This window comes from Cupriavidus sp. HMR-1, assembly GCF_000319775.1.
Taxonomy (GTDB): Bacteria; Pseudomonadota; Gammaproteobacteria; order Burkholderiales; family Burkholderiaceae; genus Cupriavidus; species Cupriavidus metallidurans.
The window spans coordinates 1-24422 of record NZ_ANKP01000221.1 but is presented as its reverse complement, the minus strand read 5'-3'; the positions used below and the strand labels follow the sequence as shown (position 1 = coordinate 24422).

Below are 24422 nucleotides of genomic sequence, written 5' to 3'. Positions count from 1 at the left end.
CGATTTGAACGCAGGCCGTAAAAGCTCTGAAATCAGGCTTTAGCAGCCCAAAACTGGCTGCCGAGGCGGCTCTCCGAGACCCCTATAGGGTGAGAGCGTCGATTTCAGATCGATGATTCTGGTTCCTCTGGAGCCGCCGCAAGCGGATCTTCAGTGGGCCTCCTGGCAATCCGCAAAGTCGCTGACCGCAATGGAAAGTGCTTGACAGCCAAGGTAGGTTGCACCATAATCACAAGTTCTCTGCGGAGAGGTGCCCGAGTGGCTAAAGGGGGCAGACTGTAAATCTGTTGGCTTACGCCTACGCTGGTTCGAATCCAGCCCTCTCCACCAGAATGCAAGGCAGCAACCAGGCGAAAGCCGGTGAAGCAGGAAGTAACCGGGCGGGTGTAGCTCAATGGTAGAGCAGAAGCCTTCCAAGCTTACGACGAGGGTTCGATTCCCTTCACCCGCTCCAGCCTACCGGTTGCCGCCAGAGAAGTAAGTCAAGTTTCGCCCATGTGGCTCAGTGGTAGAGCACTCCCTTGGTAAGGGAGAGGTCGGCAGTTCGATCCTGCCCATGGGCACCATCAATCCCGCACTGGCAATTGCTACCGAGACAGGAGTCGCGAAATGGCAAAGGAAAAGTTCGAGCGGACCAAGCCGCACGTGAACGTAGGTACGATTGGTCACGTTGACCACGGCAAGACGACGCTGACGGCAGCGATTGCCACGGTGCTGGCAGCCAAGTTCGGTGGCGCAGCCAAGAAGTACGACGAAATCGACGCAGCGCCGGAAGAGAAGGCACGCGGCATCACGATCAACACCGCGCACGTGGAATACGAGACGGCCAACCGTCACTACGCCCACGTTGACTGCCCGGGCCACGCTGACTATGTGAAGAACATGATCACGGGCGCTGCGCAGATGGACGGCGCGATTCTGGTGTGCTCGGCCGCTGACGGCCCGATGCCGCAGACGCGTGAGCACATCCTGCTGGCCCGTCAGGTTGGCGTGCCGTACATCATCGTGTTCCTGAACAAGTGCGACATGGTGGACGACGCCGAGCTGCTCGAGCTGGTGGAAATGGAAGTGCGCGAGCTGCTGTCGAAGTACGAATTCCCGGGCGACGACACGCCGATCATCAAGGGTTCGGCCAAGCTGGCGCTGGAAGGCGACAAGGGCGAACTGGGTGAAGTGGCAATCATGAACCTGGCCGACGCGCTGGACACGTACATCCCGACGCCGGAGCGCGCTGTGGACGGTACGTTCCTGATGCCGGTGGAAGACGTGTTCTCGATCTCGGGCCGCGGTACCGTGGTGACCGGTCGTATCGAGCGTGGCGTGATCAAGGTCGGTGAAGAAATCGAAATCGTGGGTATCCGCCCGACGGTGAAGACGATCTGCACGGGCGTGGAAATGTTCCGCAAGCTGCTGGATCAAGGCCAGGCTGGTGACAACGTTGGTCTGCTGCTGCGCGGCACGAAGCGCGAAGACGTGGAGCGTGGTCAAGTTCTGTGCAAGCCGGGCTCGATCAAGCCGCACACGCACTTCACGGGTGAGGTGTACATTCTGTCGAAGGACGAAGGTGGTCGTCACACGCCGTTCTTCAACAACTACCGCCCGCAGTTCTATTTCCGTACGACCGACGTGACTGGCTCGATCGAGCTGCCGAAGGACAAGGAAATGGTCATGCCGGGTGACAACGTGTCGATCACCGTCAAGCTGATCGCCCCGATCGCCATGGAAGAAGGTCTGCGCTTCGCTATCCGCGAAGGTGGCCGTACCGTCGGCGCCGGCGTTGTGGCAAAGATCCTCGACTAAGTATTAGTCGAACTGGCGAACGCGGCATCAACCGGCCGCGTTCGTTTGCCAGAGGGGTTGGCAATGCCAACCCAAAGTTGTTCTAGGGGTATAGCTCAACTGGCAGAGCGTCGGTCTCCAAAACCGAAGGTTGGGGGTTCGATTCCCTCTGCCCCTGCCAAATCAATCAGCCGCGTCGCGAGGGGTAATCGTGACGCGGCTTAGTCTCGTTTGCGAAACATGGCCAATCCCAATGTCGAAACCGTAGGCGCCTCGAGCGGCAAGTGGCTGCTCGGCGTGGCGGTGCTCCTGGTGGTTGCCGGGGTCATCGGCTTCTACGCGCTCGCGCAGCAGCCCTCGTATGTACGAGGTGCCGCGCTGTTCGCCGGTATCGCAGCTGGCGTGGTTGTCGCGCTGCTGTCGGCACCGGGCAAGGACTTCGTGGGATTCGCCCGTGAATCGTATCGGGAAGTTCGCAAGGTCGTCTGGCCGACGCGCAAGGAAGCCGGTCAGATGACCGGCCTTGTGTTCGTCTTCGTCGTCATCATGGCGCTGTTCCTGTGGTCGGCTGACAAGCTCATCGAGTGGGTGATTTTCTCCCTCGTGCTGGGCTGGAAATAAGAGGTAGCACATGACTGATAACGCTCAGCAGGAAACCACCGCCGCGGAATCGCCTTCGTCGAAGAAGCGCTGGTATGTGGTGCACGCCTACTCCGGTATGGAGAAGAGTGTGCAGCGCGCGCTGCAGGAGCGCATCGAGCGCGCCGAGATGCAGGACAAGTTTGGCCGCATCTTGGTGCCTTCGGAAGAAGTCGTCGAGATCAAGGGCGGCCACAAATCTGTGACCGAGCGTCGTTTCTTCCCTGGCTATGTGCTGGTGGAAATGGAAATGACCGACGAGACCTGGCACCTGGTGAAGAACACCAGCAAGGTGACTGGCTTCGTTGGCGGTGCGCGTAATCGCCCGAGCCCGATTTCCCAGCGGGAAGTCGACAAGATCATGACCCAGATGCAGGAAGGGGTCGAGAAGCCGCGTCCCAAGACGCTGTTCGAAGTGGGCGAAATGGTCCGTGTCAAGGACGGCCCGTTCACTGACTTCAACGGCAACGTCGAGGAAGTGAACTACGAAAAGTCGCGCCTGCGCGTGACGGTCACGATCTTCGGACGCGCAACGCCGGTCGAACTCGAGTTCGGCCAGGTCGAGAAGGTTTAAGCATTTTTGGCTGCTGGCGTCGCAAGACAGGCAGCAGCCAGGATAGGGTGCCCGCAAGGTGTGCCCAAGAGGAGCGTGAGGTTGTGCCGATTGGCATGGCGATAGCGCGTTACGACTCAACAGGATCTGATTCCAAAGGAACGGATCCGGATTGGAGTAAAGATGGCCAAGAAGATTATTGGCTTTATCAAGCTGCAAATCCCGGCTGGTAAAGCAAATCCCTCCCCGCCCGTTGGTCCCGCACTGGGTCAGCGTGGTCTGAACATCATGGAGTTCTGCAAGGCGTTCAACGCGCAGACTCAGGGCATGGAACCTGGTCTGCCGGTGCCGGTGGTGATTACCGCCTACGCCGACAAGAGCTTCACCTTCGTGATGAAGTCGCCGCCGGCGACCGTGCTGATCAAGAAGGCAGCAGGCATCACCAAGGGTTCGGCGAAGCCCCATACCGACAAGGTTGGCAAGATCACCCGCGCCCAGGCTGAAGAAATCGCCAAGGCCAAGAACGCTGACCTCACCGCTGCTGACCTCGACGCCGCCGTGCGTACGATCGCTGGTTCGGCGCGTTCGATGGGCATCACCGTGGAGGGTCTGTAAATGGCTAAGGTTTCCAAGCGCGTCGCCGCCAACAAGGCGAAGATCGAGCGTACCAAGTTCTACCCGATCGACGAGGCTCTGAGCCTGGTCAAGAGCTGCGCTTCGGCAAAGTTCGACGAGTCGATCGACGTGGCCGTGCAACTGGGCATCGACGCCAAGAAGTCGGACCAGGTCGTGCGTGGTTCCGTGGTGCTGCCGGCTGGTACCGGCAAGTCGGTTCGCGTTGCCGTGTTCGCCCAGGGCGAGAAGGCTGAAGCCGCCAAGGCCGCCGGTGCTGACGTGGTCGGCATGGAAGACCTGGCCGAGCAAGTCAAGGCCGGTAACCTGAACTTCGATATCGTGATCGCTTCGCCGGACACGATGCGTATCGTTGGTACGCTGGGTCAGATCCTCGGCCCGCGTGGCCTGATGCCGAACCCGAAGGTTGGCACCGTGACGCCGGACGTAGCCCAGGCCGTGAAGAACGCCAAGGCTGGTCAGGTTCAGTTCCGTGTCGACAAGGCCGGTATCATCCACGCCACCATCGGTCGTCGCTCGTTCGAAGACACCGCGCTGAAGAGCAATCTGAGCGCCCTGCTGGAAGCCCTGGTCAAGGCCAAGCCGGCTACGAGCAAGGGTGTCTACCTGCGCAAGATCGCTGTGTCGTCCACGATGGGCGTTGGCGTTCGCGTCGAACAGACTTCGCTGTCGGCCTGAGCTGACGGCAATCACTTGACCGGAACCCGATAACACCGGTCAGGGCAGGAATTGAAGATCTCGGCATCGCCGGGATCGTCTCCGGAGCCGAGGGGCAAAGGAGCATGGCTTTGGGCAGTGGCGCCCGTTGCGCGGAATGCGCGGCAGGTGCTGCTGGTTATCAAAGACCGCTGGTGTTCACACTGCAGCATTTCGGCAGCGTGGACTTAATCGGTCGGTACTTGCGGGGCACGCACGCCCCGATGTGAGCCGGCCCGCCAGCGCAGATGGCGCACCCGAAGGGATTGATGAAGCTGGGCATGACCCGGCCGATTCGGGCCAATCGGACGCCGTTCGTTTGGACTGATGTGTCTGTACCAGGTCCGCCTGGTGTATTCGCATCGTTTTGGAGCTTAACCGTGCCACTCAATATTGAAGATAAGAAGGCCGTCGTAGCTGAGGTTTCGGCGCAAGTCGCCAAGGCTCAGACCATCGTCGTGGCCGAATATCGCGGCATCACGGTTGGCGATCTGACCAAGCTGCGTGCTACCGCTCGTACGCAAGGCGTGTACCTGCGTGTTCTGAAGAACACGCTGGCCCGCCGTGCCGTCGAAGGTACGCCGTTTGCAGGCCTCGCAGAGCAAATGACCGGTCCGCTGATCTACGGTATTTCCGAAGATGCAGTGTCGTCGGCCAAGGTTCTGAACGACTTTGCCAAGACCAACGATAAGCTGGTCCTGCGCGCAGGGTCGTACAACGGCAACGTTCTCGATGCTGGCGCCGTCAAGGCCCTGGCTTCGATCCCGAGCCGTGACGAACTGATCGCTCAGCTGCTTGGCGTGATGCAGGCGCCGGTGTCGGGCTTTGCCCGCCTGCTGGCTGCAGTTGCCGCCAAGAAGGCAGAAGGTGCTCCCGCGGAAGCGGAAGCCCCGGCCGCCTGAGCCGTCGCATAGACAGATCGCATTACCGATCCCGAATCAAATCTAGTAGGAGTAATCCAAATGGCAATCACTAAAGACGACATCCTGGAAGCCGTTGGCGCGATGTCCGTGATGGAACTGAACGACCTGGTCAAGGCGTTCGAAGAGAAGTTTGGCGTGTCGGCTGCTGCCATGGCTGTGGCTGCTGCCCCGGGCGCTGGCGGTGCTGCCGCTGCTGAAGAAAAGACCGAGTTCAACGTGATTCTGGCCGAAGTCGGCTCGAACAAGGTTGGCGTGATCAAGGCCGTGCGCGAAATCACCGGTCTGGGTCTGAAGGAAGCCAAGGACCTGGTCGATGGCGCACCGAAGCCCGTCAAGGAAGGCGTGGACAAGGCTACCGCCGACGACGCGAAGAAGAAGCTGGAAGACGCTGGCGCCAAGGTCGACGTCAAGTAAGTGGTACCACGCGTGCCCCCGGGCACGCGGATGGGGCTGGCAAAGGGAAATTCCCGGCGCCAGCCTTTTTGCGCTTCTGTGGGGTGTGTTGAATGATTCACCCAAACGGCGCAAAGGCGAGCGAAATACGCAGAAATGTGCGGCAAGATATGCTTGGCACGCGACAATTGTTCGCGGCTTCAGCAGAAGCCAAACATCAGTGGCACACTAGGTGGTTGCTGATGTTTGTCTTCTGAACCGACTGCAGAAGACAAGTTTGGTCGGGTGTCCCCCGGGCGAGTACAGGCATTGCGCCGTGCAATGACCACACCGCCCGCAGCGTGCGGGCACCGTCAGCCAGAGGTTGGTAGCGGCCAACCGCCAAATCCCCTCCCAGTCGCTGAACACCTCAGGTGTTGGCCAGGTCCAGCCAGCCCTGCGATGATTCGGAGATCCCATGGCGTACAGCTTCACCGAAAAGAAGCGCATTCGCAAATCCTTTGCGAAGCGTGCGACGGTTCATCAGGTTCCATTCCTGCTTGCCACACAGATTGAATCCTACACCCAGTTTTTGCAAGCGGAAACGCCGCCCGCGCGTCGCAAGAGCGAAGGTCTGCAGGCCGCTTTCAACGCGATTTTCCCCATCTCCTCCCATAACGGGCTTGCCCGTATGGAGTTTGTCTCGTATCACCTGTCCAACCCGCCGTTCGACGTCAAGGAATGCCAGCAGCGTGGCCTGACGTTCCACTCGGCGCTGCGCGCGAAGGTTCGCCTGATCATCAACGATCGTGAGAATCCGGGCAAGGTGAAGGAAGTGAAGGAACAGGAAGTCTACATGGGCGAAATTCCGCTCATGACTTCGACCGGCTCCTTCGTCATCAACGGCACCGAGCGTGTCATCGTCAGCCAGCTGCACCGTTCGCCGGGCGTGTTCTTCGAGCACGACAAGGGCAAGACGCACAGCTCGGGCAAGCTGCTGTTCTCGGCACGGATCATTCCGTACCGTGGCTCGTGGCTCGACTTCGAATTCGATCCGAAGGACATCCTGTACTTCCGCGTCGACCGTCGCCGCAAGATGCCGGTGACGATCCTGCTGAAGTCGATCGGCCTGACGCCGGAACAGATCCTGGCGCACTTCTTCGTGTTCGACAATTTCACGCTGCAGAGCGAAGGCGCGCAACTCGAGTTCGTGCCCGAGCGTCTGCGCGGCGAAGTCGCGCGCTTCGACATCGTCGACAAGAATGGTCGCGTGGTCGTCGAGAAGGACAAGCGGATCAACGCCAAGCACATCCGTGATCTGGACTCCGCCGGTACCAAGCTGATCAGCGTGCCGGAAGACTACCTGCTGGGTCGCGTCCTGGCGAAGAACATCATTGATCCGGACACCGGTGAAGTGATCGCCAACGCCAACGACGAGTTGACCGAGACGCTGCTGGAAAACCTGCGCGAAGCCGGCGTCAAGGACATCCAGACGCTGTACACGAACGACCTGGACCAGGGTCCGTACATCTCCCAAACGCTGCGTGCGGACGACACCGCGGACCAGACGGCCGCGCGTATCGCCATCTACCGCATGATGCGCCCGGGCGAGCCGCCCACCGAGGACGCCGTGGAAGCGCTGTTCCAGCGCCTGTTCTACAGCGAGGAATCGTACGACCTGTCGCGCGTTGGCCGCATGAAGGTCAACAGCCGTCTGTCGCGCCCGAGCGGCGAAGGCAGCATGGTGCTGCAGGACGAGGACATCCTCGAGACGATCAAGATCCTGGTGAACCTGCGTAACGGTAAGGGTGAAGTCGATGATATCGACCACCTGGGCAACCGTCGTGTGCGTTGCGTCGGCGAACTGGCCGAGAACCAGTTCCGTGCCGGCCTGTCGCGCGTGGAGCGCGCCGTCAAGGAGCGTCTGGGCCAGGCCGAGACCGAGAACTTGATGCCGCACGACCTGATCAACTCGAAGCCGATTTCGTCGGCGATTCGCGAGTTCTTCGGTTCGTCGCAGCTGTCGCAGTTCATGGACCAGACCAACCCGCTGTCGGAAATCACCCACAAGCGCCGTGTTTCGGCTCTTGGCCCGGGCGGTCTGACGCGCGAGCGCGCCGGCTTTGAAGTCCGAGACGTGCACCCGACTCACTATGGTCGCGTGTGCCCGATCGAAACGCCGGAAGGCCCGAACATTGGTCTGATCAACTCGCTGGCACTGTACGCCCGCCTGAACGAGTACGGCTTCCTGGAAACGCCGTACCGCAAGGTGGAAAACAGCAAGCTGACCGACCAGGTGGATTACCTGTCGGCCATCGAGGAAGGCAAGTACGTGGTGGCGCAGGCCAACGCGACCGTTGACGCCGAAGGCAACCTCATCGACGAACTGGTGTCGGCGCGTGAAGGTTCCGAGCGTGAAACGCGTATGGTCACGCCGGACCGCGTTCAGTACATCGACGTGGCGCCGTCGCAGATCGTGTCGGCCGCTGCATCGCTGGTGCCGTTCCTGGAACACGATGACGCGAACCGTGCACTGATGGGCGCGAACATGCAGCGTCAGGCCGTGCCTTGCCTGCGTCCGGACAAGCCGCTGGTTGGTACCGGCATCGAGCGTACCGTGGCCGTTGACTCGGGCACGGCCGTTCAGGCAACGCGTGGTGGCGTGGTGGATTACGTCGACGCAATGCGTGTGGTGATCCGCGTGAACGATGACGAAGCCGTAGCCGGTGAAGTCGGCGTGGACATCTACAACCTGATCAAGTACACGCGTTCGAACCAGAACACCAACATCAACCAGCGTCCGATGGTGAAGGTTGGCGATATCGTCGCCCGTGGCGACGTGATCGCCGACGGCGCATCGACCGACCTGGGCGAGCTGGCGCTGGGCCAGAACATGCTGGTCGCGTTCATGCCGTGGAACGGCTACAACTTCGAGGATTCGATCCTGATCTCGGAGCGTGTGGTTGCCGAAGACCGCTACACCTCGATCCACATCGAGGAACTGTCGGTCGTCGCCCGCGACACGAAGCTCGGACCTGAAGAAATCACGCGCGACATCTCGAACCTGGCCGAAGCGCAACTGGCGCGTCTGGACGAGTCGGGCATCACGTACATTGGCGCGGAAGTCGAAGCTGGTGACGTGCTGGTGGGCAAGGTCACGCCGAAGGGCGAAACCCAGCTCACGCCGGAAGAGAAGCTGCTGCGCGCGATCTTCGGCGAGAAGGCTTCGGACGTGAAGGACACGTCGCTGCGCGTGCCGTCGGGCATGAGCGGTATCGTGATCGACGTGCAGGTCTTCACGCGTGAAGGCGTGACGCGCGACAAGCGCGCCCAGTCGATCATCGACGACGAACTGAAGCGCTACCGTCTGGACCTGAACGACCAGCTCCGTATCGTGGAAGGCGACGCGTTCCAGCGTCTGGAGCGCATGCTGCTCGACAAGACCGTCAACGGCGGTCCGAAGAAGCTGGCGAAGGGTGCCAAGCTGACCCGCGAGTACCTGGCCGACCTGGACAAGTACCACTGGTTCGACATCCGTCCGGCCGACGAGGAAGTGGCTGCCCAGCTCGAAGCGGTGAAGGAAGCCATCGAGCAAAAGCGTCACGAGTTCGACCTGGCCTTCGAAGAGAAGCGCAAGAAGCTGACGCAGGGCGACGAACTGCCGCCGGGCGTGATCAAGATGGTCAAGGTGTACCTGGCCGTCAAGCGTCGCCTGCAGCCTGGCGACAAGATGGCAGGCCGTCACGGTAACAAGGGTGTCGTGTCGAAGATCGTTCCGATCGAAGACATGCCGTACATGGCCGACGGTACGCCGGCGGACATCGTGCTGAACCCGCTGGGCGTGCCTTCGCGGATGAACGTGGGTCAGATTCTGGAAACCCACCTGGGCTGGGCCGCTCGCGGTCTGGGCCAGCGTATCGGCGACATGCTCAAGGCTTCGGCCAAGGCGCAGGAACTCCGTCCGCTGCTCGCGCAGATCTACAACGAGAGTGGCAAGGCCGAAGACCTGGATAGCCTGAGCGACGCCGAAGTGCTGGAACTGGCGGGCAACCTGAAGAAGGGTGTTCCGTTCGCCACGCCGGTGTTCGATGGCGCGCACGAAGCGGAAATCCGCCGCATGCTCGACCTGGCCTACCCGGACGATATCGCGAAGGAACGCGGCCTGACGGCATCGAAGCAGCAGGTCACGCTGCACGATGGCCGTACCGGCGAAGCGTTCGAGCGTCCGGTCACGCTGGGTGTGATGCACATGCTGAAGCTGCACCACTTGGTCGACGACAAGATGCACGCCCGTTCCACCGGCCCGTACTCGCTGGTGACGCAGCAGCCGCTGGGCGGTAAGGCCCAGTTCGGTGGCCAGCGTTTCGGTGAGATGGAAGTGTGGGCACTGGAAGCCTACGGCGCATCGTACGTGCTGCAGGAAATGCTGACGGTTAAGTCTGATGACGTGAACGGCCGTACGAAGGTGTACGAGAACATCGTCAAGGGCGAGCACTCGATCGACGCCGGCATGCCGGAATCGTTCAACGTGCTGGTGAAGGAAATCCGCTCGCTGGGTATCGACATCGACCTGGATCGCTACTGATCCGGACGACGAGGGTGCCGGCCGAGGCCGGTGCCCACCAGTGAGTGGTTTCCCACAGAATTGAATGCCGCTGCTCCGGACGAATTCCGGACCGGCGGCGAAACAAGGAGTTGCAATGAAAGCATTGCTCGATCTCTTTAAGCAGGTTCAGCAGGAAGAGCAGTTCGACGCGATCAAGATCGGCTTGGCCTCGCCCGAGAAGATCCGTTCGTGGTCGTACGGTGAAGTGAAGAAGCCGGAAACGATCAACTACCGTACGTTCAAGCCGGAACGCGACGGCCTGTTCTGCGCCAAGATCTTTGGCCCGATCAAGGACTACGAGTGCCTGTGCGGCAAGTACAAGCGCCTGAAGCACCGTGGCGTGATCTGCGAGAAGTGCGGCGTGGAAGTGACGCTGGCCAAGGTGCGCCGCGAGCGCATGGGCCACATCGAACTGGCTGCTCCGACCGCTCACATCTGGTTCCTGAAGTCGCTGCCGTCGCGTCTGGGCATGGTGCTCGACATGACGCTGCGCGACATCGAACGCGTGCTGTACTTCGAAGCGTTCGTGGTGCTGGAACCCGGCATGACTCCGCTCAAGAAGAGCCAGATCATGTCGGAAGACGATTACATCGCGAAGTGCGATGAATACGGCGAAGGCGAATTCGTGGCGATGATGGGTGCCGAGGGCATCCGTGAACTGCTGCGCGGCATCGACATCGAAAAGCAGATCGAACAGATCCGCGCCGAGCTGCAGGCCACCGGTTCCGAAGCCAAGATCAAGAAGTTCGCCAAGCGCCTGAAGGTGCTCGAGGCGTTCCAGCGCTCGGGCATCAAGCCCGAGTGGATGATCCTGGAAGTCCTGCCGGTGCTGCCGCCCGAACTGCGTCCGCTGGTTCCGCTCGATGGCGGCCGTTTCGCCACGTCGGACCTGAACGACCTGTATCGCCGCGTCATCAACCGTAACAACCGTCTGAAGCGCCTGCTGGAGCTGAAGGCCCCTGAAATCATCGTGCGCAACGAAAAGCGCATGCTGCAGGAAGCCGTCGACTCGCTGCTGGACAACGGTCGCCGCGGTAAGGCGATGACCGGCGCCAACAAGCGTCCGCTGAAGTCGCTGGCCGAAATGATCAAGGGTAAGGGCGGTCGTTTCCGTCAGAACCTGCTGGGCAAGCGCGTGGACTACTCGGGCCGTTCGGTCATCGTGGTGGGCCCGACGCTGAAGCTGCATCAGTGCGGTCTGCCCAAGCTGATGGCGCTCGAGCTGTTCAAGCCGTTCATCTTCCACAAGCTGGAAACGATGGGCATCGCCACGACGATCAAGGCTGCCAAGAAGGAAGTGGAAAGCCAGACGCCGGTGGTGTGGGACATCCTGGAAGAGGTGATCCGCGAGCATCCGGTGATGCTGAACCGCGCGCCGACGCTGCACCGTCTGGGTATCCAGGCGTTCGAGCCGGTGCTGATCGAAGGCAAGGCAATCCAGCTCCACCCGCTGGTCTGCGCCGCGTTCAACGCCGACTTCGACGGTGACCAGATGGCCGTTCACGTGCCGCTGTCGCTGGAAGCCCAGATGGAAGCCCGCACGCTGATGCTGGCGTCGAACAACGTGCTGTTCCCGGCCAACGGCGATCCGTCGATCGTGCCGTCGCAAGACGTGGTGCTGGGTCTGTACTACACGACCCGCGACAAGATCAACGGCAAGGGTGAAGGCATGACCTTCGCTGATATCAGCGAAGTCATCCGCGCCTACGAGAACAAGGAAGTCGAGCTTGCATCGCGCGTGAACGTCCGTATCACCGAGTACGAAGTGGTGAACAAGGACGCCGACGGCGACGCACGTTTCGCACCCAAGATCACGCTGCAGGCCACCACGGTCGGCCGCGCGATCCTGTCCGAGATCCTGCCGAAGGGCCTGCCGTTCTCGGTGCTGAACAAGCCGCTGAAGAAGAAGGAAATCTCGCGCCTGATCAACACCGCGTTCCGTAAGTGCGGTCTGCGCGAAACCGTGATCTTCGCTGACAAGCTGCTGCAGTCGGGCTTCCGCCTGGCGACGCGCGCCGGTATCTCGATCGCGATCGACGACATGCTGGTGCCGCCGCAGAAGGAGAAGATCATCTCCGACGCAGCCGCCAAGGTGAAGGAATACGACAAGCAGTACATGTCGGGTCTGGTGACGGACCAGGAGCGTTACAACAACGTCGTGGATATCTGGGGTGCCGCTGGTGACCAGGTGGGCAAGGCGATGATGGAGCAGCTCCAGCACGAAGACGTGGTCGACCGCACCGGCGCGACGGTCAAGCAGGAGTCGTTCAACTCGATCTACATGATGGCTGACTCGGGTGCTCGCGGTAGCGCGGCCCAGATTCGTCAGCTGGCCGGTATGCGTGGCCTGATGGCCAAGCCGGACGGCTCGATCATTGAAACGCCGATTACGGCGAACTTCCGTGAAGGCCTGAACGTTCTGCAGTACTTCATCTCGACCCACGGTGCACGTAAGGGTCTGGCGGATACGGCACTGAAGACCGCGAACTCGGGTTACCTGACCCGTCGTCTGGTCGACGTGACGCAGGATCTGGTGGTGGTGGAAGACGATTGCGGTACCTCCAACGGCGTGGCCATGAAGGCCCTGGTCGAAGGCGGTGAAGTGATCGAAGCCCTGCGCGACCGTATCCTGGGCCGTGTGACCGTGGCCGACGTGGTGAACCCTGAAACCCAGGAAACCGCGATCGAGACCGGCACGCTGCTGGACGAAGACCTGGTCGAGCTGATCGACGCCATCGGCGTGGACGAAGTGAAGGTGCGTACTCCGCTGTCGTGCGATACGCGCTACGGCCTGTGCGGCAAGTGCTATGGCCGTGACCTCGGCCGCGGTGTGCTGGTGAACTCCGGCGAAGCGGTGGGTGTGATCGCCGCACAGTCGATCGGTGAGCCGGGTACCCAGCTGACCATGCGTACGTTCCACATCGGTGGTGCGGCATCGCGTGCGGCAGTGGCATCGAGCGTGGAAGCGAAGGCAACCGGTACCGTGCGTTTCACGGCGACCATGCGTTACGTTACCAACACGAAGGGTGAGCTGATCGTCATTTCGCGTTCGGGCGAAGCGCTGATCACCGACGACCACGGCCGCGAGCGCGAGCGCCACAAGATCCCTTACGGCGCTACGCTGCTCGTGCAAGACGGCCAGGCCATCAAGGCTGGTACGCAGCTGGCCACGTGGGACGCCCTGACGCGCCCGATCGTGTCGGAGTACACCGGCACGACCAAGTTCGAGAACGTCGAAGAAGGCGTGACCGTCGCCAAGCAGATGGACGAAGTCACCGGCCTGTCGACCCTCGTGGTAATCGACGCCAAGCGCCGCACGGCTGCCACCAAGGGTCTGCGCCCGCAGGTGAAGCTGCTCGACGCGAACAACCAGGAAGTGAAGATCCCGGGCACGGACCACTCCGTGACCATCGGCTTCCAGGTGGGCGCGCTGATTACCGTGAAGGACGGCCAGCAGGTGCACGTGGGTGAAGTGCTCGCACGTATCCCGACCGAGTCGCAGAAGACCCGTGACATTACCGGTGGTCTGCCGCGAGTGGCCGAGCTGTTCGAAGCACGTTCGCCGAAGGACGCCGCCGTGCTGGCGGAAGTCACCGGTACCGTGTCGTTCGGCAAGGACACCAAGGGCAAGCAGCGCCTGGTGATTACGGACCTGGACGGCAACGCCCACGAGTTCCTGATCGCCAAGGAAAAGCAGGTGCTGGTGCACGACGGCCAAGTGGTGAACAAGGGCGAAATGATCGTGGAAGGTCCGGCGGATCCGCACGACATCCTGCGCCTGAAGGGCATCGAAGAGCTGGCGCACTACATCGTGGACGAAGTGCAGGACGTGTACCGTCTGCAGGGCGTGAAGATCAACGACAAGCACATCGAAGTGATTGTTCGTCAGATGCTGCGCCGTGTGCAGATCGCCGATGTGGGCGACACCAAGTTCATCCCGGGTGAACAGGTGGAGCGTTCGGAACTGCTCGACGAGAACGATCGTGTGATCGCCGATGGCAAGCGTCCGGCCACGCACGAGAACCTGCTGCTGGGTATTACGAAGGCGTCGCTGTCGACCGACAGCTTCATCTCGGCTGCATCGTTCCAGGAAACGACGCGCGTGCTGACCGAGGCCGCGATCATGGGCAAGACCGATGACCTGCGTGGTCTGAAGGAAAACGTGATCGTGGGTCGTCTGATCCCGGCCGGTACCGGCCTGGCCTATCACCGTGCCCGCAAGGCACGCGAGGCTGCCGAGCGCGAACGCGCACAGGCGATCAGCGACGAAGAGCAATCGCTCTTCATCGAGCCGCCGGTTGTGCAAGCGACCGAAGGCGAGGGCGACGCAGTCTGATCGGCATCACGCCAAGCAGTACAGCTGTATAGAAAACCCGGCTCACCCGAGCCGGGTTTTTTTTGCTTCCGCGTTTCCGTGCGAGCCGGAAACTTGCGCGACGTCAGGAAATCGACCAACGATGGATGCTACGTTCGGCCGGAACGATTCTCATCACGCCAACCAAAGCCCATGCAGCCTCCATTGCCCGTTTCTCGCATTCCGCCAAGCCATCGAATTGTCCGTGGACTCGCGATTGCCGGGAGCTTGATGCTGTCTTTGACGCAGGCGGTAGCCGAAGAGGCCTTCTGGCTCGATCTGTCGACCAGCCAGCCGGGCGCCACGGTGGAGGACCATCGCCGTCAGCGGTTCGAGGAACACTATGATTGCCTCTCGGGCCGCGGCAATGCGCACCTGTGCGAACGGCTCGAGGATCAGGCGCGCCAAGGCCAGAAGGATGTGCTGCGTCAGAGCGCATCGCCGGCCCCGCTAACTCCGCCGGTTGACCCAGACGAATTCCAGCGGCAAGTCATACCGTTGCCGGGGGGGCGCTGACTGCAGCGGCGCCCACGGCAGTCGTTCCCCAACCCGCCAACCGTACCCATCACCTTTCAGTTTCCATCCCCTGCGCGCCGTCACCCGACGGAACAGACTTCCATTGTTGCTGCGCGATTGCGCGGGGTACTTGGAGTCTGGTCCATGTTCGGAAGAACGATGCTGTTTGTCACGTTGACCGGTGTGTCGTCGGCCATCTCGGCCATGACTGCCGAGGAGATAACGCGCGCCGACGCGCTCTATCAGGCCAACTGTGCGGTGTGTCACTCGGCGAGCCGGGGCGGGTATGTGGGGCCCGCCTTGCACAAGGACCGCCTTGTGCAGAGCGCGGCTGCGTTACGCGGCACGATCATGACTGGTATCCCCGACACGCTGATGCCGCCGTTCCACTCGCGCCTGCCCGATGCGGACATTCATCTGCTGGCGGAGTACATCCATTCGCAGCCGGTCAGCAAGCCGGAATGGTCGATGAAGCAGGCCCAGGACAGCCTGGAAGTGCTGATCGACGAGAAGACGCTCCCGTCGAAGCCGACTTACAAGATCGACTCGGTCTACGACCTGATGGTGGTCATGGCCCGCGGACGCTATGGCCGGGGAACGGGTTCCGATAACGCCAAGACGGTGTTCCTCAACGGCAAGACCAATCAGGTGGTTGGCGAGATCGCTACACCGATTGCGCCGCACATCATGGATTTCAGCCCGGTCAATGAGCGATGGGCGTGGCTCAAGAGCGACGATGGCTACGTCTATAAGATCGACCTTTACTCGCTCAAGGTTGTGCGCAAGATCAAGACGGGTTTGACGGGGCCGGGCATTGCCGTGTCGAACGACGGCAAATGGCTGGCCGCCAGTTCATTCGTGCCAAATCTCGTCATGATCCTGAAGGCGGATACGCTCGAACCCGTGAAGCACCTTCGCCTGGAAGGCACGGACCCGGACGGCAAGTTCATTCAGTCGGCAGGTGGGCCGGTGATCGGCAGCCGGATCAACAACAAGTTCGCGCTGACGCTGCGCCAGGCGGGGCAGATCTGGATCGTGGATCCGGATCGAGAGGGGATGCCCGTCACCAAGCTCGAGAAGGTCGGACGCATGTTGCACGATACGTTCCTGACGCCGGATGGACGATATTCGATGGTGGCCTCATATGACGACAACAAGATCGTCGCCATCGATCTCAAGGAAGACAAGGTGGTTCGCGATATTCCTGCGGGCTGCCAGCCGCACGTTGGATCGGGCGCAGTGACGCCGATCGGTGGCCGAATGCTGGCTTTTGGTACCAACATCGGTAAGTGCGACAAGGGTGATGTGGTGACAGTCTGGGACACCAAGGATTTCTCGGTCGTGAAGAACATCCGCGTGGCTGGCCCGACCGAGTCGCCGGCAGCCCATCCTGACGCGCCGTATGTCGCGGTCGATATCGTCAGCAAGGACAAGAGGGCGTCCCAGATCCAGCTTATTGACAAGCAGACGCTTGAAGTCGTTCGCACGCTCGAAGCCGGTGGCCACGCGTTCTTCCCGGAGTACACCCGTGATGGCAAGTATCTGTACGTGAGCGCGGGCTACTACGGAGACCGGATTCGCATCTACGACAGCAAGACACTGGAATTGGTCGCCGAACACAAGATGGAAAGCCCCGCAGGCATCTTCTCGCGTGCCCGGACGCAATGGATCACCGTGGGCCTGCCGCCCACTCGCAAGAACTGATGGAGGAGTGACGCGATGACCGATTTTCGTTTGAACCGTAGCGCCGTCACGCTTGCATTGGTGCTGTTCTCGGTAGGCGTGCACGCCGAGACACCCAAGCTTGACGAGAAGGTGAAAGCTATCCTGCCGCTGTGTGCTTCTTGCCATGGCATCGATGGCATCAGCAGCGTTGGGCTGTACCCGAACCTATCGGGGCAGAAGCCCGAATACCTGGCAAAGCAGTTGCACGATTTCAAGGCTGGGCGCCGCAATGACCCTGTGATGCGGCCAATGGCCGAACCGCTGGATGATGCCGCGATCGATGCATTGTCGCGCTACTTCAGCAAGGTGAAGCCACCGAAGTAGTGGCTCGTGCGGTGGCGGGCTCCGCCACCGCATGCCTGAAGCGGGCAGTCAGCACGGATTTGAGCAGGCTCATCGCTTCGCCGATTTGCCTGGTCGTCAATGAGGCATAGCCAAACAGCACGACCCGATCGGTCTTCTCCGATGCATTCCCGCAGGCGGCTTCCGGCAGCGGGTAAAGGCGGATGCCGCTGGCCAGTGCGCACTGAACGATTTCGTCGGCGGGTGGGCTGTCGGTCGGGAGATGCAAGGCCAGGTGCATTCCGGTACTTGCCCCGCTGATCTGGCAATCGTCACCCCAGATACTGCGCAGGCCGGCCAGCAAGGCATCGCGCTGGGCGCGATATCTCCGGCGCAGTTTGTAGAGATGGCGACTGTAGTCCCCATACTCGAACAGACGCGCAAGCACTGCCTGCTCCAGCCACGGGCACCCATGATTCAGCAGGGCTTTTCGACGCGCCATTGCGTCGGCGAGCCTTGGGGGGCAGACCATGAAACCAAGACGGAGCCCTGGACCCAGCACTTTCGAGAAGGTACCCACATAAACGACGCGTGTGGGATCGAGTGCGGCCAGTGGCGGGAGCAGCGCGCTGTCATAGGCGAAGTCTCCGTCATAGTCGTCCTCGATCACGCAGGCGCCGACGCGTGCTGCCCACGCCAGCAACTCGCGCCGCCGGTCGAGCGACATCGTGTAGCCGAGCGGGTACTGGTGCGATGGCGTGGTATAGGCCAGTTGCACTGGTGCTTCCGGCAGGGCATGGGTGCATAGCCCTTGCGTGTCGACGGGGATGGTGACATGAACGGCATTCCCCAATCGCGGCAGGTTGCAGAAGCCCGCATAGCCCGGGGATTCCATCACGACGCGGCTGCCGTGGCGGATGAAGTGCGTGGCAAGGAGGTGGAGTGCTTCCTGCACGCCGGCGACGATGATGATCTGGCCTGGATCTACGGCCAGCGCACGTGTCGCGGCCAAGTAATCCGCGATCTGCACCCGCAGCCCCCACAGGCCTTCAGCGGGCGTGTACTCCGTCATGGCATGCCCCATATGGCGCAGCAACGGGTTCGCCAGTTTCGCCCAACGACGCGCCGGGAAAGCATCCGGCGCGGGGCGCCCGATCTTGAAGTCGAAGCGTACCGGCGACGGCGGCGGCGAGGTGTGAACGCCGGGGGTGGCGATGTCCGCGCCGGAGCCGGCGAACTGGTGCGCGGACGTGGCATTCCCCGACGTTTCCGCCCCGGGTGACGGCAGCGAGGACATTCGCGGTGTATCGGTAGCGACGAAGAATCCTCGGCCCGGCTCTCCACGCAGCAGGCCGGTATCGGCCAGGCATTCATATGCGCCAACCACGGTATTGCGCGAGACGCGCAACATCGCCATCAGAGCGGCAATCGAAGGGAGTCGATCTCCAGGTTGCAGGCACCCGGAGACGATCAGCCATTCGATCTGTCGCATGATCTGCCGCTTGTACGGCTCGGTGCCGTCCCGGGTGATGGAGATCGGCAGGGCAAAGGAATGGGTTTGCATCTTCCGTGGGGTTCGCTGAACTGTCGCTCGCGTCACAGAATGCGCGGCTTCGAATCATCCTAGGCCTGACTGGCGGCGCGATCGTTGTGCTGAGGCAAGGTGAACGGGGGTGCGTCGGATTGCGGCAACTCGGTTGTCGGCCGTTGAAGTCTTCGCGACATTGGCACAGACACATGCAGGTGAGCCGGGCCTTAGTGGTATGGTTACGCCTTTCCTGGCTTTCCGAATCCCGCTGTCCCATGTCGCGCGCCCTGGCGATCCTCAAAGAAGTCTTCGGCTACCACGCATTTCGCGGCCGGCAGGGCGAGATCATCGACCACGTGGCCGAAGGCGGTGATTGCCTGGTGCTGATGCCGACTGGCGGCGGCAAGTCGCTCTGTTACCAGATTCCCGCGCTGCTCCGGCAGCAGGCAGGCCACGGCGTCGGTATCGTCGTATCGCCACTGATTGCACTGATGCAGGATCAGGTCGCCGCGCTGACGGAGGCGGGGGTTCGCGCCGCGGTGCTCAACTCGACGCTGAGCAGCAGCGAGGCATCGGCAGTCGAGCGGGACCTGCTCGCGGGGCGGCTGGATATCCTCTATGTGGCGCCGGAGCGGCTGATGACGCCGCGGTTCCTTGATCTGCTCGAGCGGACGCGCGTGGGTCTCTTTGCGATTGACGAAGCGCATTGCGTATCGCAATGGGGACATGACTTCCGGCCCGAGTACATCCAGCTGTCGGTCCTGCACGAGCGCTTTCCGCGTGTTCCGCGTATCGCCTTGACGGCCACGGCCGATGCATTGACGCGCCAGGAGATTGTCGAGCGTCTGGCGCTGGACGAAGCGAGCGTCTTCATCTCAAGCTTCGACCGCCCCAATATCCGCTATCGGATCATCGAAAAGGACAACGCCCGGCTGCAGTTGCTCGCGTTCATCAAGGCAGAGCACATGAACGCGACTGGCGGGCACGACAGCGGCATCGTCTACTGCCTGTCGCGCAAGAAGGTCGAGGATACCGCAGCGTGGCTGTCCAGCCACGGCATCAACGCGCTGGGCTATCACGCCGGCATGGACTCCCAAGTTCGCCAGACGCACCAGGCCCGATTCCGCGAGGAAGAAGGGATCGTGATGGTAGCCACCATCGCTTTCGGCATGGGTATCGACAAGCCGGACGTACGCTTTGTGGCGCACCTGGACCTGCCCAAGAGCATGGAAGGGTACTACCAGGAAACCGGACGCGCGGGGCGCGACGGCCTGCCCGCCAATGCATGGATGGCATACGGGCTGGGCGATGTGGTGCAGCAGAAACGCATGATCGACGAGTCGGAAGCGGACGAGGCGCACAAGCGCGTCTCATCGTCCAAGCTCGATGCGTTGCTGGGTTTGTGTGAAACCGCTGGCTGCCGGCGTGTGCGCATTCTGGCGTACTTCGACGAGACGGCCGAGCCGTGTGGAAATTGCGATACCTGCCTGGAGCCACCTTCCACCTGGGATGGGACACGCGAGGCCCAGATGGCGCTGTCGTGCGTCTACCGTATTGCGCAGGCGAGCCGCGTCTATTTTGGCGCCACGCATCTGATCGACGTGCTGCGTGGCAATGCCAACGAGAAGATCCGGCAATGGGGGCATGACAAGGTGTCGACGTTCGGCATCGGCAAGGATCGCTCGGTATCCGAGTGGCACGCGATCTTCCGTCAGTTGATCGCGCACGGGCTGCTGGTCATCGATCACGGTGGACACGGAGCGTTGCTGCTTGGCGATTCGGCGCGTGCCGTGCTCAAGGGTGAGGAATTGATCACCCTGCGCCGCCAGGTCAGCAAGCCGGGCAAGTCCGCCGACCGTGGCGCGCGCGGGGCGAGGATCGACCATACGGCGACGATGGATGCCGACATGCTGGCCAACTGGGAAGCGCTGCGCGGCTGGCGGACCACCACGGCGCGCGAGCACGGCGTGCCCGCCTATGTGATCTTCCATGACGCCACGCTGGCGGAACTGGCGCGCAGCGCACCCGAGTCGCTCGATGAGCTGGCGGAAGTGCCCGGAATCGGTGCGTCGAAACTCGAACGCTACGGCGAGGAAATCCTCGAAATCCTGCGCGCAGTGTGAGGCGTGAGGGTGCCGGGCGGATCTTCGGGTATACCGCTTGACCATTGCCAAGCGGCCTGCTAGAGTGCCAGATTCGAGTTTTTGGCTTTGGATTTCGCTCGTCTGTCGGATATGTGGACTTCGGTTTGCAACCGGGCAAGGCGACAGCGGGATCCTGGCGAGCTCGCGCTCTTTGGCAAGTCTGTCACTTCACAGCCCTTCCTCCAGAGCGTTCGCTCACCTTTCCCGTCCGAAACCCGTAGTTGCCCCTTATGTCGTCCGCTGGCAGAGGGGTGTTTTTGTAAAAACCAAGCTGGATTGAACAATGCCAACTATCAACCAACTGGTTCGCAAGCCGCGTGTCTCTGAAGTCATCAAGAGCAAGAGCCCAGCGCTTGAGAACTGCCCGCAGCGTCGCGGCGTGTGCACCCGCGTGTACACCACGACGCCGAAGAAGCCGAACTCGGCACTGCGTAAGGTCGCCAAGGTGCGCCTGACCAACGGTTTCGAAGTCATTTCGTACATCGGCGGTGAAGGCCACAACCTGCAGGAACACTCGGTCGTGCTGATTCGCGGCGGCCGTGTGAAGGACTTGCCGGGTGTGCGTTACCACATCGTCCGTGGCTCGCTGGATCTGCAAGGCGTGAAGGACCGCCGGCAGGCCCGTTCGAAGTACGGTGCGAAGCGTCCGAAGGCTGCCTAAGCTTCTACGCAAGCAATACCCGACAGAGCTGTGGCGCGAGTCATGGAGCTGTCACCAGGCGGCGGTACAACGGAGCGTTTTTGATGCGCCGTGCCGTCGAGTAAGTGGTCACCCGGCGAATTTGCCCATAAAACGAAGGCAAGCTAGTTGGTGACCGGAGAGCGGGAACAAGCAAGACCGCTTCTCAACTGAATCTAAAGGAAAAAAGATGCCACGTCGTCGTGAAGTCCCCAAGCGGGAAGTTCTGCCTGATCCGAAGTTCGGTAACGTTGAAGTTGCCAAGTTCATGAACGTGCTGATGCTGGACGGCAAGAAGTCGGTTGCCGAACGTATCGTCTACGGCGCGTTCGACCAGATCGAAAAGAAGGCAGGCAAGGCCCCCATCGAAGTGTTCTCCGTTGCGATCAACAACGTGAAGCCGGTGGTGGAAGTGAAGAGCCGTCGCGTGGGCGGCGCAAACTATCAGGTTCCGGTCGAAGTCCGTCCGTCGCGTCGTTTGGCATTGGCGATGCGTTGGCTGCGCGAGGCCGCGAAAAAACGCAGCGAGAAGTCGATGGCGCTGCGCCTGGCAGGTGAACTGCTTGAAGCTGCAGAAGGCCGTGGTGGCGCGATGAAGAAGCGCGACGAAGTGCACCGCATGGCCGAAGCCAACAAGGCGTTCTCGCACTTCCGCTTCTAAAGCGCGCGAGAAACATTGTTGGTTGCCGGGCGGGCTGTGTTTTTACACATCTCGCCCGTTTGTGTTAAGGGCGCAGACCATGAGATTTCTGCGCCTCATGGACGAATAGAGGATTAAAGTGGCTCGTAAGACTCCTATTGAGCGCTACCGTAACATCGGTATTTCGGCTCACATTGACGCGGGTAAAACCACCACGACCGAGCGGATCCTGTTCTACACCGGTGTGAACCACAAGATCGGTGAAGTGCATGATGGCGCGGCCACCATGGACTGGATGGAGCAGGAGCAGGAGCGCGGCATCACCATCACGTCTGCTGCGACCACCGCCTTCTGGAAGGGCATGGGCGGCAACTACCCCGAGCACCGCTTCAACATCATCGACACCCCGGGCCACGTGGACTTCACCATCGAGGTGGAGCGTTCCATGCGCGTGCTGGATGGCGCCTGCATGGTCTACTGCGCAGTGGGTGGCGTGCAGCCGCAGTCGGAAACCGTCTGGCGTCAGGCCAACAAGTACGGCGTGCCGCGTCTGGCGTTCGTCAACAAGATGGACCGTACCGGTGCGAACTTCTTCAAGGTCTACGATCAGCTGAAGACCCGCCTGAAGGCCAACCCGGTGCCAGTCGTGGTGCCGATCGGCGCTGAAGACGGCTTCCAGGGCGTTGTCGACCTGCTGGAAATGAAGGCGATCGTCTGGGACGAAGCCAGCCAGGGCGTGAAGTTCGAGTACCAGGACATCCCGGCCGAACTGCAAGCTACCGCTGACGAATGGCGCGAGAAGATGGTCGAGTCCGCCGCCGAAGCCAGCGAAGAGCTGATGGAAAAGTACCTGGGCGGCGAAGAGCTGACCCGCGCCGAGATCGTGAAGGCGCTGCGTGACCGTACCATCGCCTGCGAAATCCAGCCGATGCTGTGCGGCACCGCGTTCAAGAACAAGGGCGTGCAGCGTATGCTCGACGCCGTGATCGACTTCCTGCCGTCGCCGGTTGATATTCCGCCGGTCAAGGGTGTGGACGAGAGCGACGACGAGAAGAAGCTCGAGCGCAAGGCTGACGACAACGAGAAGTTCTCGGCGCTGGCGTTCAAGATCATGACCGACCCGTTCGTTGGTCAGCTGATCTTCTTCCGCGTGTACTCGGGCAAGATCAATTCGGGCGACACCGTGTACAACCCGGTGAAGCAGAAGAAGGAGCGTCTGGGCCGTATTCTGCAGATGCACGCCAACCAGCGCGAAGAAATCAAGGAAGTGCTGGCCGGTGACATCGCCGCCGCGGTGGGCCTGAAGGACGCCACCACGGGTGACACGCTGTGCGACCCCGCTGCCCCGATCGTGCTCGAGCGCATGGTGTTCCCGGAGCCGGTGATCTCGCAGGCTGTCGAGCCGAAGACCAAGGCTGACCAGGAAAAGATGGGCATCGCCCTGAACCGCCTGGCCGCTGAAGATCCGTCGTTCCGCGTGCGTACCGATGAAGAATCGGGCCAGACCATCATTTCGGGCATGGGCGAGCTCCACCTCGAAATTCTGGTCGACCGCATGAAGCGCGAATTCGGCGTGGAAGCCAACATCGGCGCGCCGCAGGTTGCCTACCGCGAAACCATTCGCAAGAAGGCCGAGGACGTCGAGGGCAAGTTCGTCAAGCAGTCGGGCGGCCGTGGCCAGTACGGTCACGCCGTGATCACGCTGGAACCGCAAGAGCCGGGCAAGGGCTTCGAATTCATCGACGCCATCAAGGGCGGTGTGATTCCTCGCGAATACATCCCGGCGGTCGAGAAGGGTATCGTCGACACGCTGCCGGCCGGTATCCTGGCTGGCTTCCCGGTGGTGGACGTGAAGGTCACGCTGACGTTCGGTTCGTACCACGATGTGGACTCGAATGAAAACGCGTTCCGCATGGCCGGCTCGATGGCTTTCAAGGAAGCCATGCGCAAGGCCAGCCCGGTTCTGCTCGAGCCGATGATGGCCGTGGAAGTGGAAACGCCGGAAGACTACACGGGTACCGTGATGGGCGACTTGTCGTCCCGCCGCGGCATCGTGCAGGGCATGGACGACATGGTGGGCGGCGGCAAGATCATCAAGGCCGAAGTCCCGCTGTCGGAAATGTTCGGTTACTCGACCGCGCTGCGCTCGGCCACGCAAGGCCGCGCCACCTACACCATGGAATTCAAGCACTACGCTGAGGCACCGAAGAACATCGCCGAAGCTGTGATGACGGCCAAGGGCAAGTAATAAAACGCTGTACCGCCACGCATGATCTGCGTGGCGGTGTAAAGAATCGAATCAGACTGTATTCCATTAGGAGCTGAAACATGGCAAAGGAAAAGTTCGAGCGGA

At 61.4% G+C, this 24422-nt stretch carries 17 protein-coding genes and 4 tRNA genes; 20 read left to right on the top strand and 1 reads right to left on the bottom strand.

Translation table 11 applies throughout. The features are described 5' to 3' along the window. Positions 1-244 precede the first annotated feature (244 nt). From D769_RS20985 to D769_RS20910, 16 genes are all read left to right on the top strand, one after another. Positions 245-330: transfer RNA gene (locus tag D769_RS20985), tRNA-Tyr, on the top strand. Positions 331-380: 50 nt separating this feature from the next. Then, a tRNA-Gly gene (locus tag D769_RS20980) sits at positions 381-454 on the top strand. A gap of 37 nt (positions 455-491) precedes the next feature. Beyond that, a tRNA-Thr gene (locus D769_RS20975) sits at positions 492-566 on the top strand. Between the two features lie 43 nt (positions 567-609). After that, positions 610-1800, top strand: a complete 1191-nt coding sequence (gene tuf / locus D769_RS20970; RefSeq protein ID WP_008649202.1) for an elongation factor Tu — start codon at positions 610-612, stop codon at positions 1798-1800. A gap of 84 nt (positions 1801-1884) precedes the next feature. After that, positions 1885-1960: transfer RNA gene (locus tag D769_RS20965), tRNA-Trp, on the top strand. A 59-nt stretch (positions 1961-2019) separates the two neighbouring features. Further along, positions 2020-2400 (top strand): preprotein translocase subunit SecE, encoded by a 381-nt coding sequence (secE, locus tag D769_RS20960; protein ID WP_008649200.1) that lies wholly within the window; start codon positions 2020-2022, stop codon positions 2398-2400. A gap of 10 nt (positions 2401-2410) precedes the next feature. Further along, positions 2411-2992: a transcription termination/antitermination protein NusG gene (gene nusG, locus D769_RS20955; RefSeq protein WP_008649197.1), complete on the top strand. Its 582-nt coding sequence runs from the start codon at positions 2411-2413 to the stop codon at positions 2990-2992. Between the two features lie 162 nt (positions 2993-3154). Then, positions 3155-3586: a 50S ribosomal protein L11 gene (gene rplK, locus D769_RS20950; protein ID WP_008649196.1), complete on the top strand. Its 432-nt coding sequence runs from the start codon at positions 3155-3157 to the stop codon at positions 3584-3586. Next, positions 3587-4282, top strand: coding sequence for a 50S ribosomal protein L1 (rplA, locus tag D769_RS20945; protein ID WP_008649195.1), 696 nt, complete (start codon positions 3587-3589; stop codon positions 4280-4282). It abuts the gene before it with no gap. A gap of 398 nt (positions 4283-4680) precedes the next feature. After that, positions 4681-5202 (top strand): 50S ribosomal protein L10, encoded by a 522-nt coding sequence (gene rplJ / locus D769_RS20940; RefSeq protein WP_008649194.1) that lies wholly within the window; start codon positions 4681-4683, stop codon positions 5200-5202. 60 nt (positions 5203-5262) lie between these two features. Then, positions 5263-5637, top strand: a complete 375-nt coding sequence (rplL, locus tag D769_RS20935) for a 50S ribosomal protein L7/L12 (RefSeq protein WP_008649193.1) — start codon at positions 5263-5265, stop codon at positions 5635-5637. Positions 5638-6073: 436 nt separating this feature from the next. Continuing rightward, positions 6074-10180, top strand: a complete 4107-nt coding sequence (gene rpoB / locus D769_RS20930) for a DNA-directed RNA polymerase subunit beta (protein WP_008649192.1) — start codon at positions 6074-6076, stop codon at positions 10178-10180. A 115-nt stretch (positions 10181-10295) separates the two neighbouring features. After that, complete coding sequence (gene rpoC / locus D769_RS20925) at positions 10296-14537, top strand: DNA-directed RNA polymerase subunit beta' (protein ID WP_008649191.1); 4242 nt, start codon at positions 10296-10298, stop codon at positions 14535-14537. Positions 14538-14786: 249 nt separating this feature from the next. Next, a complete protein-coding gene (locus D769_RS20920; RefSeq protein ID WP_008649190.1) occupies positions 14787-15071 on the top strand; it encodes a hypothetical protein in 285 nt (94 codons plus the stop codon). Positions 15072-15215: 144 nt separating this feature from the next. Continuing rightward, positions 15216-16775, top strand: coding sequence for a nitrite reductase (locus tag D769_RS20915; RefSeq protein WP_008649188.1), 1560 nt, complete (start codon positions 15216-15218; stop codon positions 16773-16775). Between the two features lie 15 nt (positions 16776-16790). Then, on the top strand, positions 16791-17120 hold the full coding sequence (locus D769_RS20910) for a cytochrome c (protein ID WP_008649187.1): 330 nt from the start codon (positions 16791-16793) through the stop codon (positions 17118-17120). On the opposite strand, the gene D769_RS20905 is transcribed toward D769_RS20910, so the two are convergent. Next, positions 17095-18642: a PLP-dependent aminotransferase family protein gene (locus tag D769_RS20905; protein ID WP_008649184.1), complete on the bottom strand. Its 1548-nt coding sequence runs from the start codon at positions 18640-18642 to the stop codon at positions 17095-17097. The genes D769_RS20910 and D769_RS20905 overlap by 26 nt on opposite strands. 239 nt (positions 18643-18881) lie before the next feature. Between D769_RS20905 and recQ the strand changes: the two genes are divergently transcribed. The 4 genes from recQ to fusA all read left to right on the top strand — a co-directional run bounded on the left by recQ (position 18882) and on the right by fusA (position 24317). Continuing rightward, positions 18882-20729 (top strand): DNA helicase RecQ, encoded by a 1848-nt coding sequence (recQ, locus tag D769_RS20900; protein ID WP_008649181.1) that lies wholly within the window; start codon positions 18882-18884, stop codon positions 20727-20729. A 304-nt stretch (positions 20730-21033) separates the two neighbouring features. Further along, on the top strand, positions 21034-21411 hold the full coding sequence (gene rpsL, locus D769_RS20895) for a 30S ribosomal protein S12 (protein ID WP_008649178.1): 378 nt from the start codon (positions 21034-21036) through the stop codon (positions 21409-21411). 208 nt (positions 21412-21619) lie between these two features. Beyond that, the gene (rpsG, locus tag D769_RS20890) at positions 21620-22090 is read left to right on the top strand and encodes a 30S ribosomal protein S7 (RefSeq protein ID WP_008649176.1); all 471 of its coding nucleotides are present in this window, start codon (positions 21620-21622) and stop codon (positions 22088-22090) included. Between the two features lie 118 nt (positions 22091-22208). Then, positions 22209-24317, top strand: coding sequence for an elongation factor G (fusA, locus tag D769_RS20885; protein ID WP_008649175.1), 2109 nt, complete (start codon positions 22209-22211; stop codon positions 24315-24317). The last annotated feature ends 105 nt before the right edge of the window (positions 24318-24422 follow it).

Excerpts from the sequence above, each read along its gene's own strand:
- tuf (WP_008649202.1), top strand. The coding sequence starts at position 610 with ATGGCAAAGGAAAAGTTCGAGCGGACCAAGCCGCACGTGAACGTAGGT.
- secE (WP_008649200.1), top strand. The coding sequence starts at position 2,020 with ATGGCCAATCCCAATGTCGAAACCGTAGGCGCCTCGAGCGGCAAGTGG.
- nusG (WP_008649197.1), top strand. The coding sequence starts at position 2,411 with ATGACTGATAACGCTCAGCAGGAAACCACCGCCGCGGAATCGCCTTCG.
- rplK (WP_008649196.1), top strand. The coding sequence starts at position 3,155 with ATGGCCAAGAAGATTATTGGCTTTATCAAGCTGCAAATCCCGGCTGGT.
- rplA (WP_008649195.1), top strand. The coding sequence starts at position 3,587 with ATGGCTAAGGTTTCCAAGCGCGTCGCCGCCAACAAGGCGAAGATCGAG.
- rplL (WP_008649193.1), top strand. The coding sequence starts at position 5,263 with ATGGCAATCACTAAAGACGACATCCTGGAAGCCGTTGGCGCGATGTCC.
- rpoB (WP_008649192.1), top strand. The coding sequence starts at position 6,074 with ATGGCGTACAGCTTCACCGAAAAGAAGCGCATTCGCAAATCCTTTGCG.
- rpoC (WP_008649191.1), top strand. The coding sequence starts at position 10,296 with ATGAAAGCATTGCTCGATCTCTTTAAGCAGGTTCAGCAGGAAGAGCAG.
- D769_RS20920 (WP_008649190.1), top strand. The coding sequence starts at position 14,787 with ATGCTGTCTTTGACGCAGGCGGTAGCCGAAGAGGCCTTCTGGCTCGAT.
- D769_RS20915 (WP_008649188.1), top strand. The coding sequence starts at position 15,216 with ATGTTCGGAAGAACGATGCTGTTTGTCACGTTGACCGGTGTGTCGTCG.
- D769_RS20910 (WP_008649187.1), top strand. The coding sequence starts at position 16,791 with ATGACCGATTTTCGTTTGAACCGTAGCGCCGTCACGCTTGCATTGGTG.
- D769_RS20905 (WP_008649184.1), bottom strand. The coding sequence starts at position 18,642 with ATGCAAACCCATTCCTTTGCCCTGCCGATCTCCATCACCCGGGACGGC.
- recQ (WP_008649181.1), top strand. The coding sequence starts at position 18,882 with ATGTCGCGCGCCCTGGCGATCCTCAAAGAAGTCTTCGGCTACCACGCA.
- rpsL (WP_008649178.1), top strand. The coding sequence starts at position 21,034 with ATGCCAACTATCAACCAACTGGTTCGCAAGCCGCGTGTCTCTGAAGTC.
- rpsG (WP_008649176.1), top strand. The coding sequence starts at position 21,620 with ATGCCACGTCGTCGTGAAGTCCCCAAGCGGGAAGTTCTGCCTGATCCG.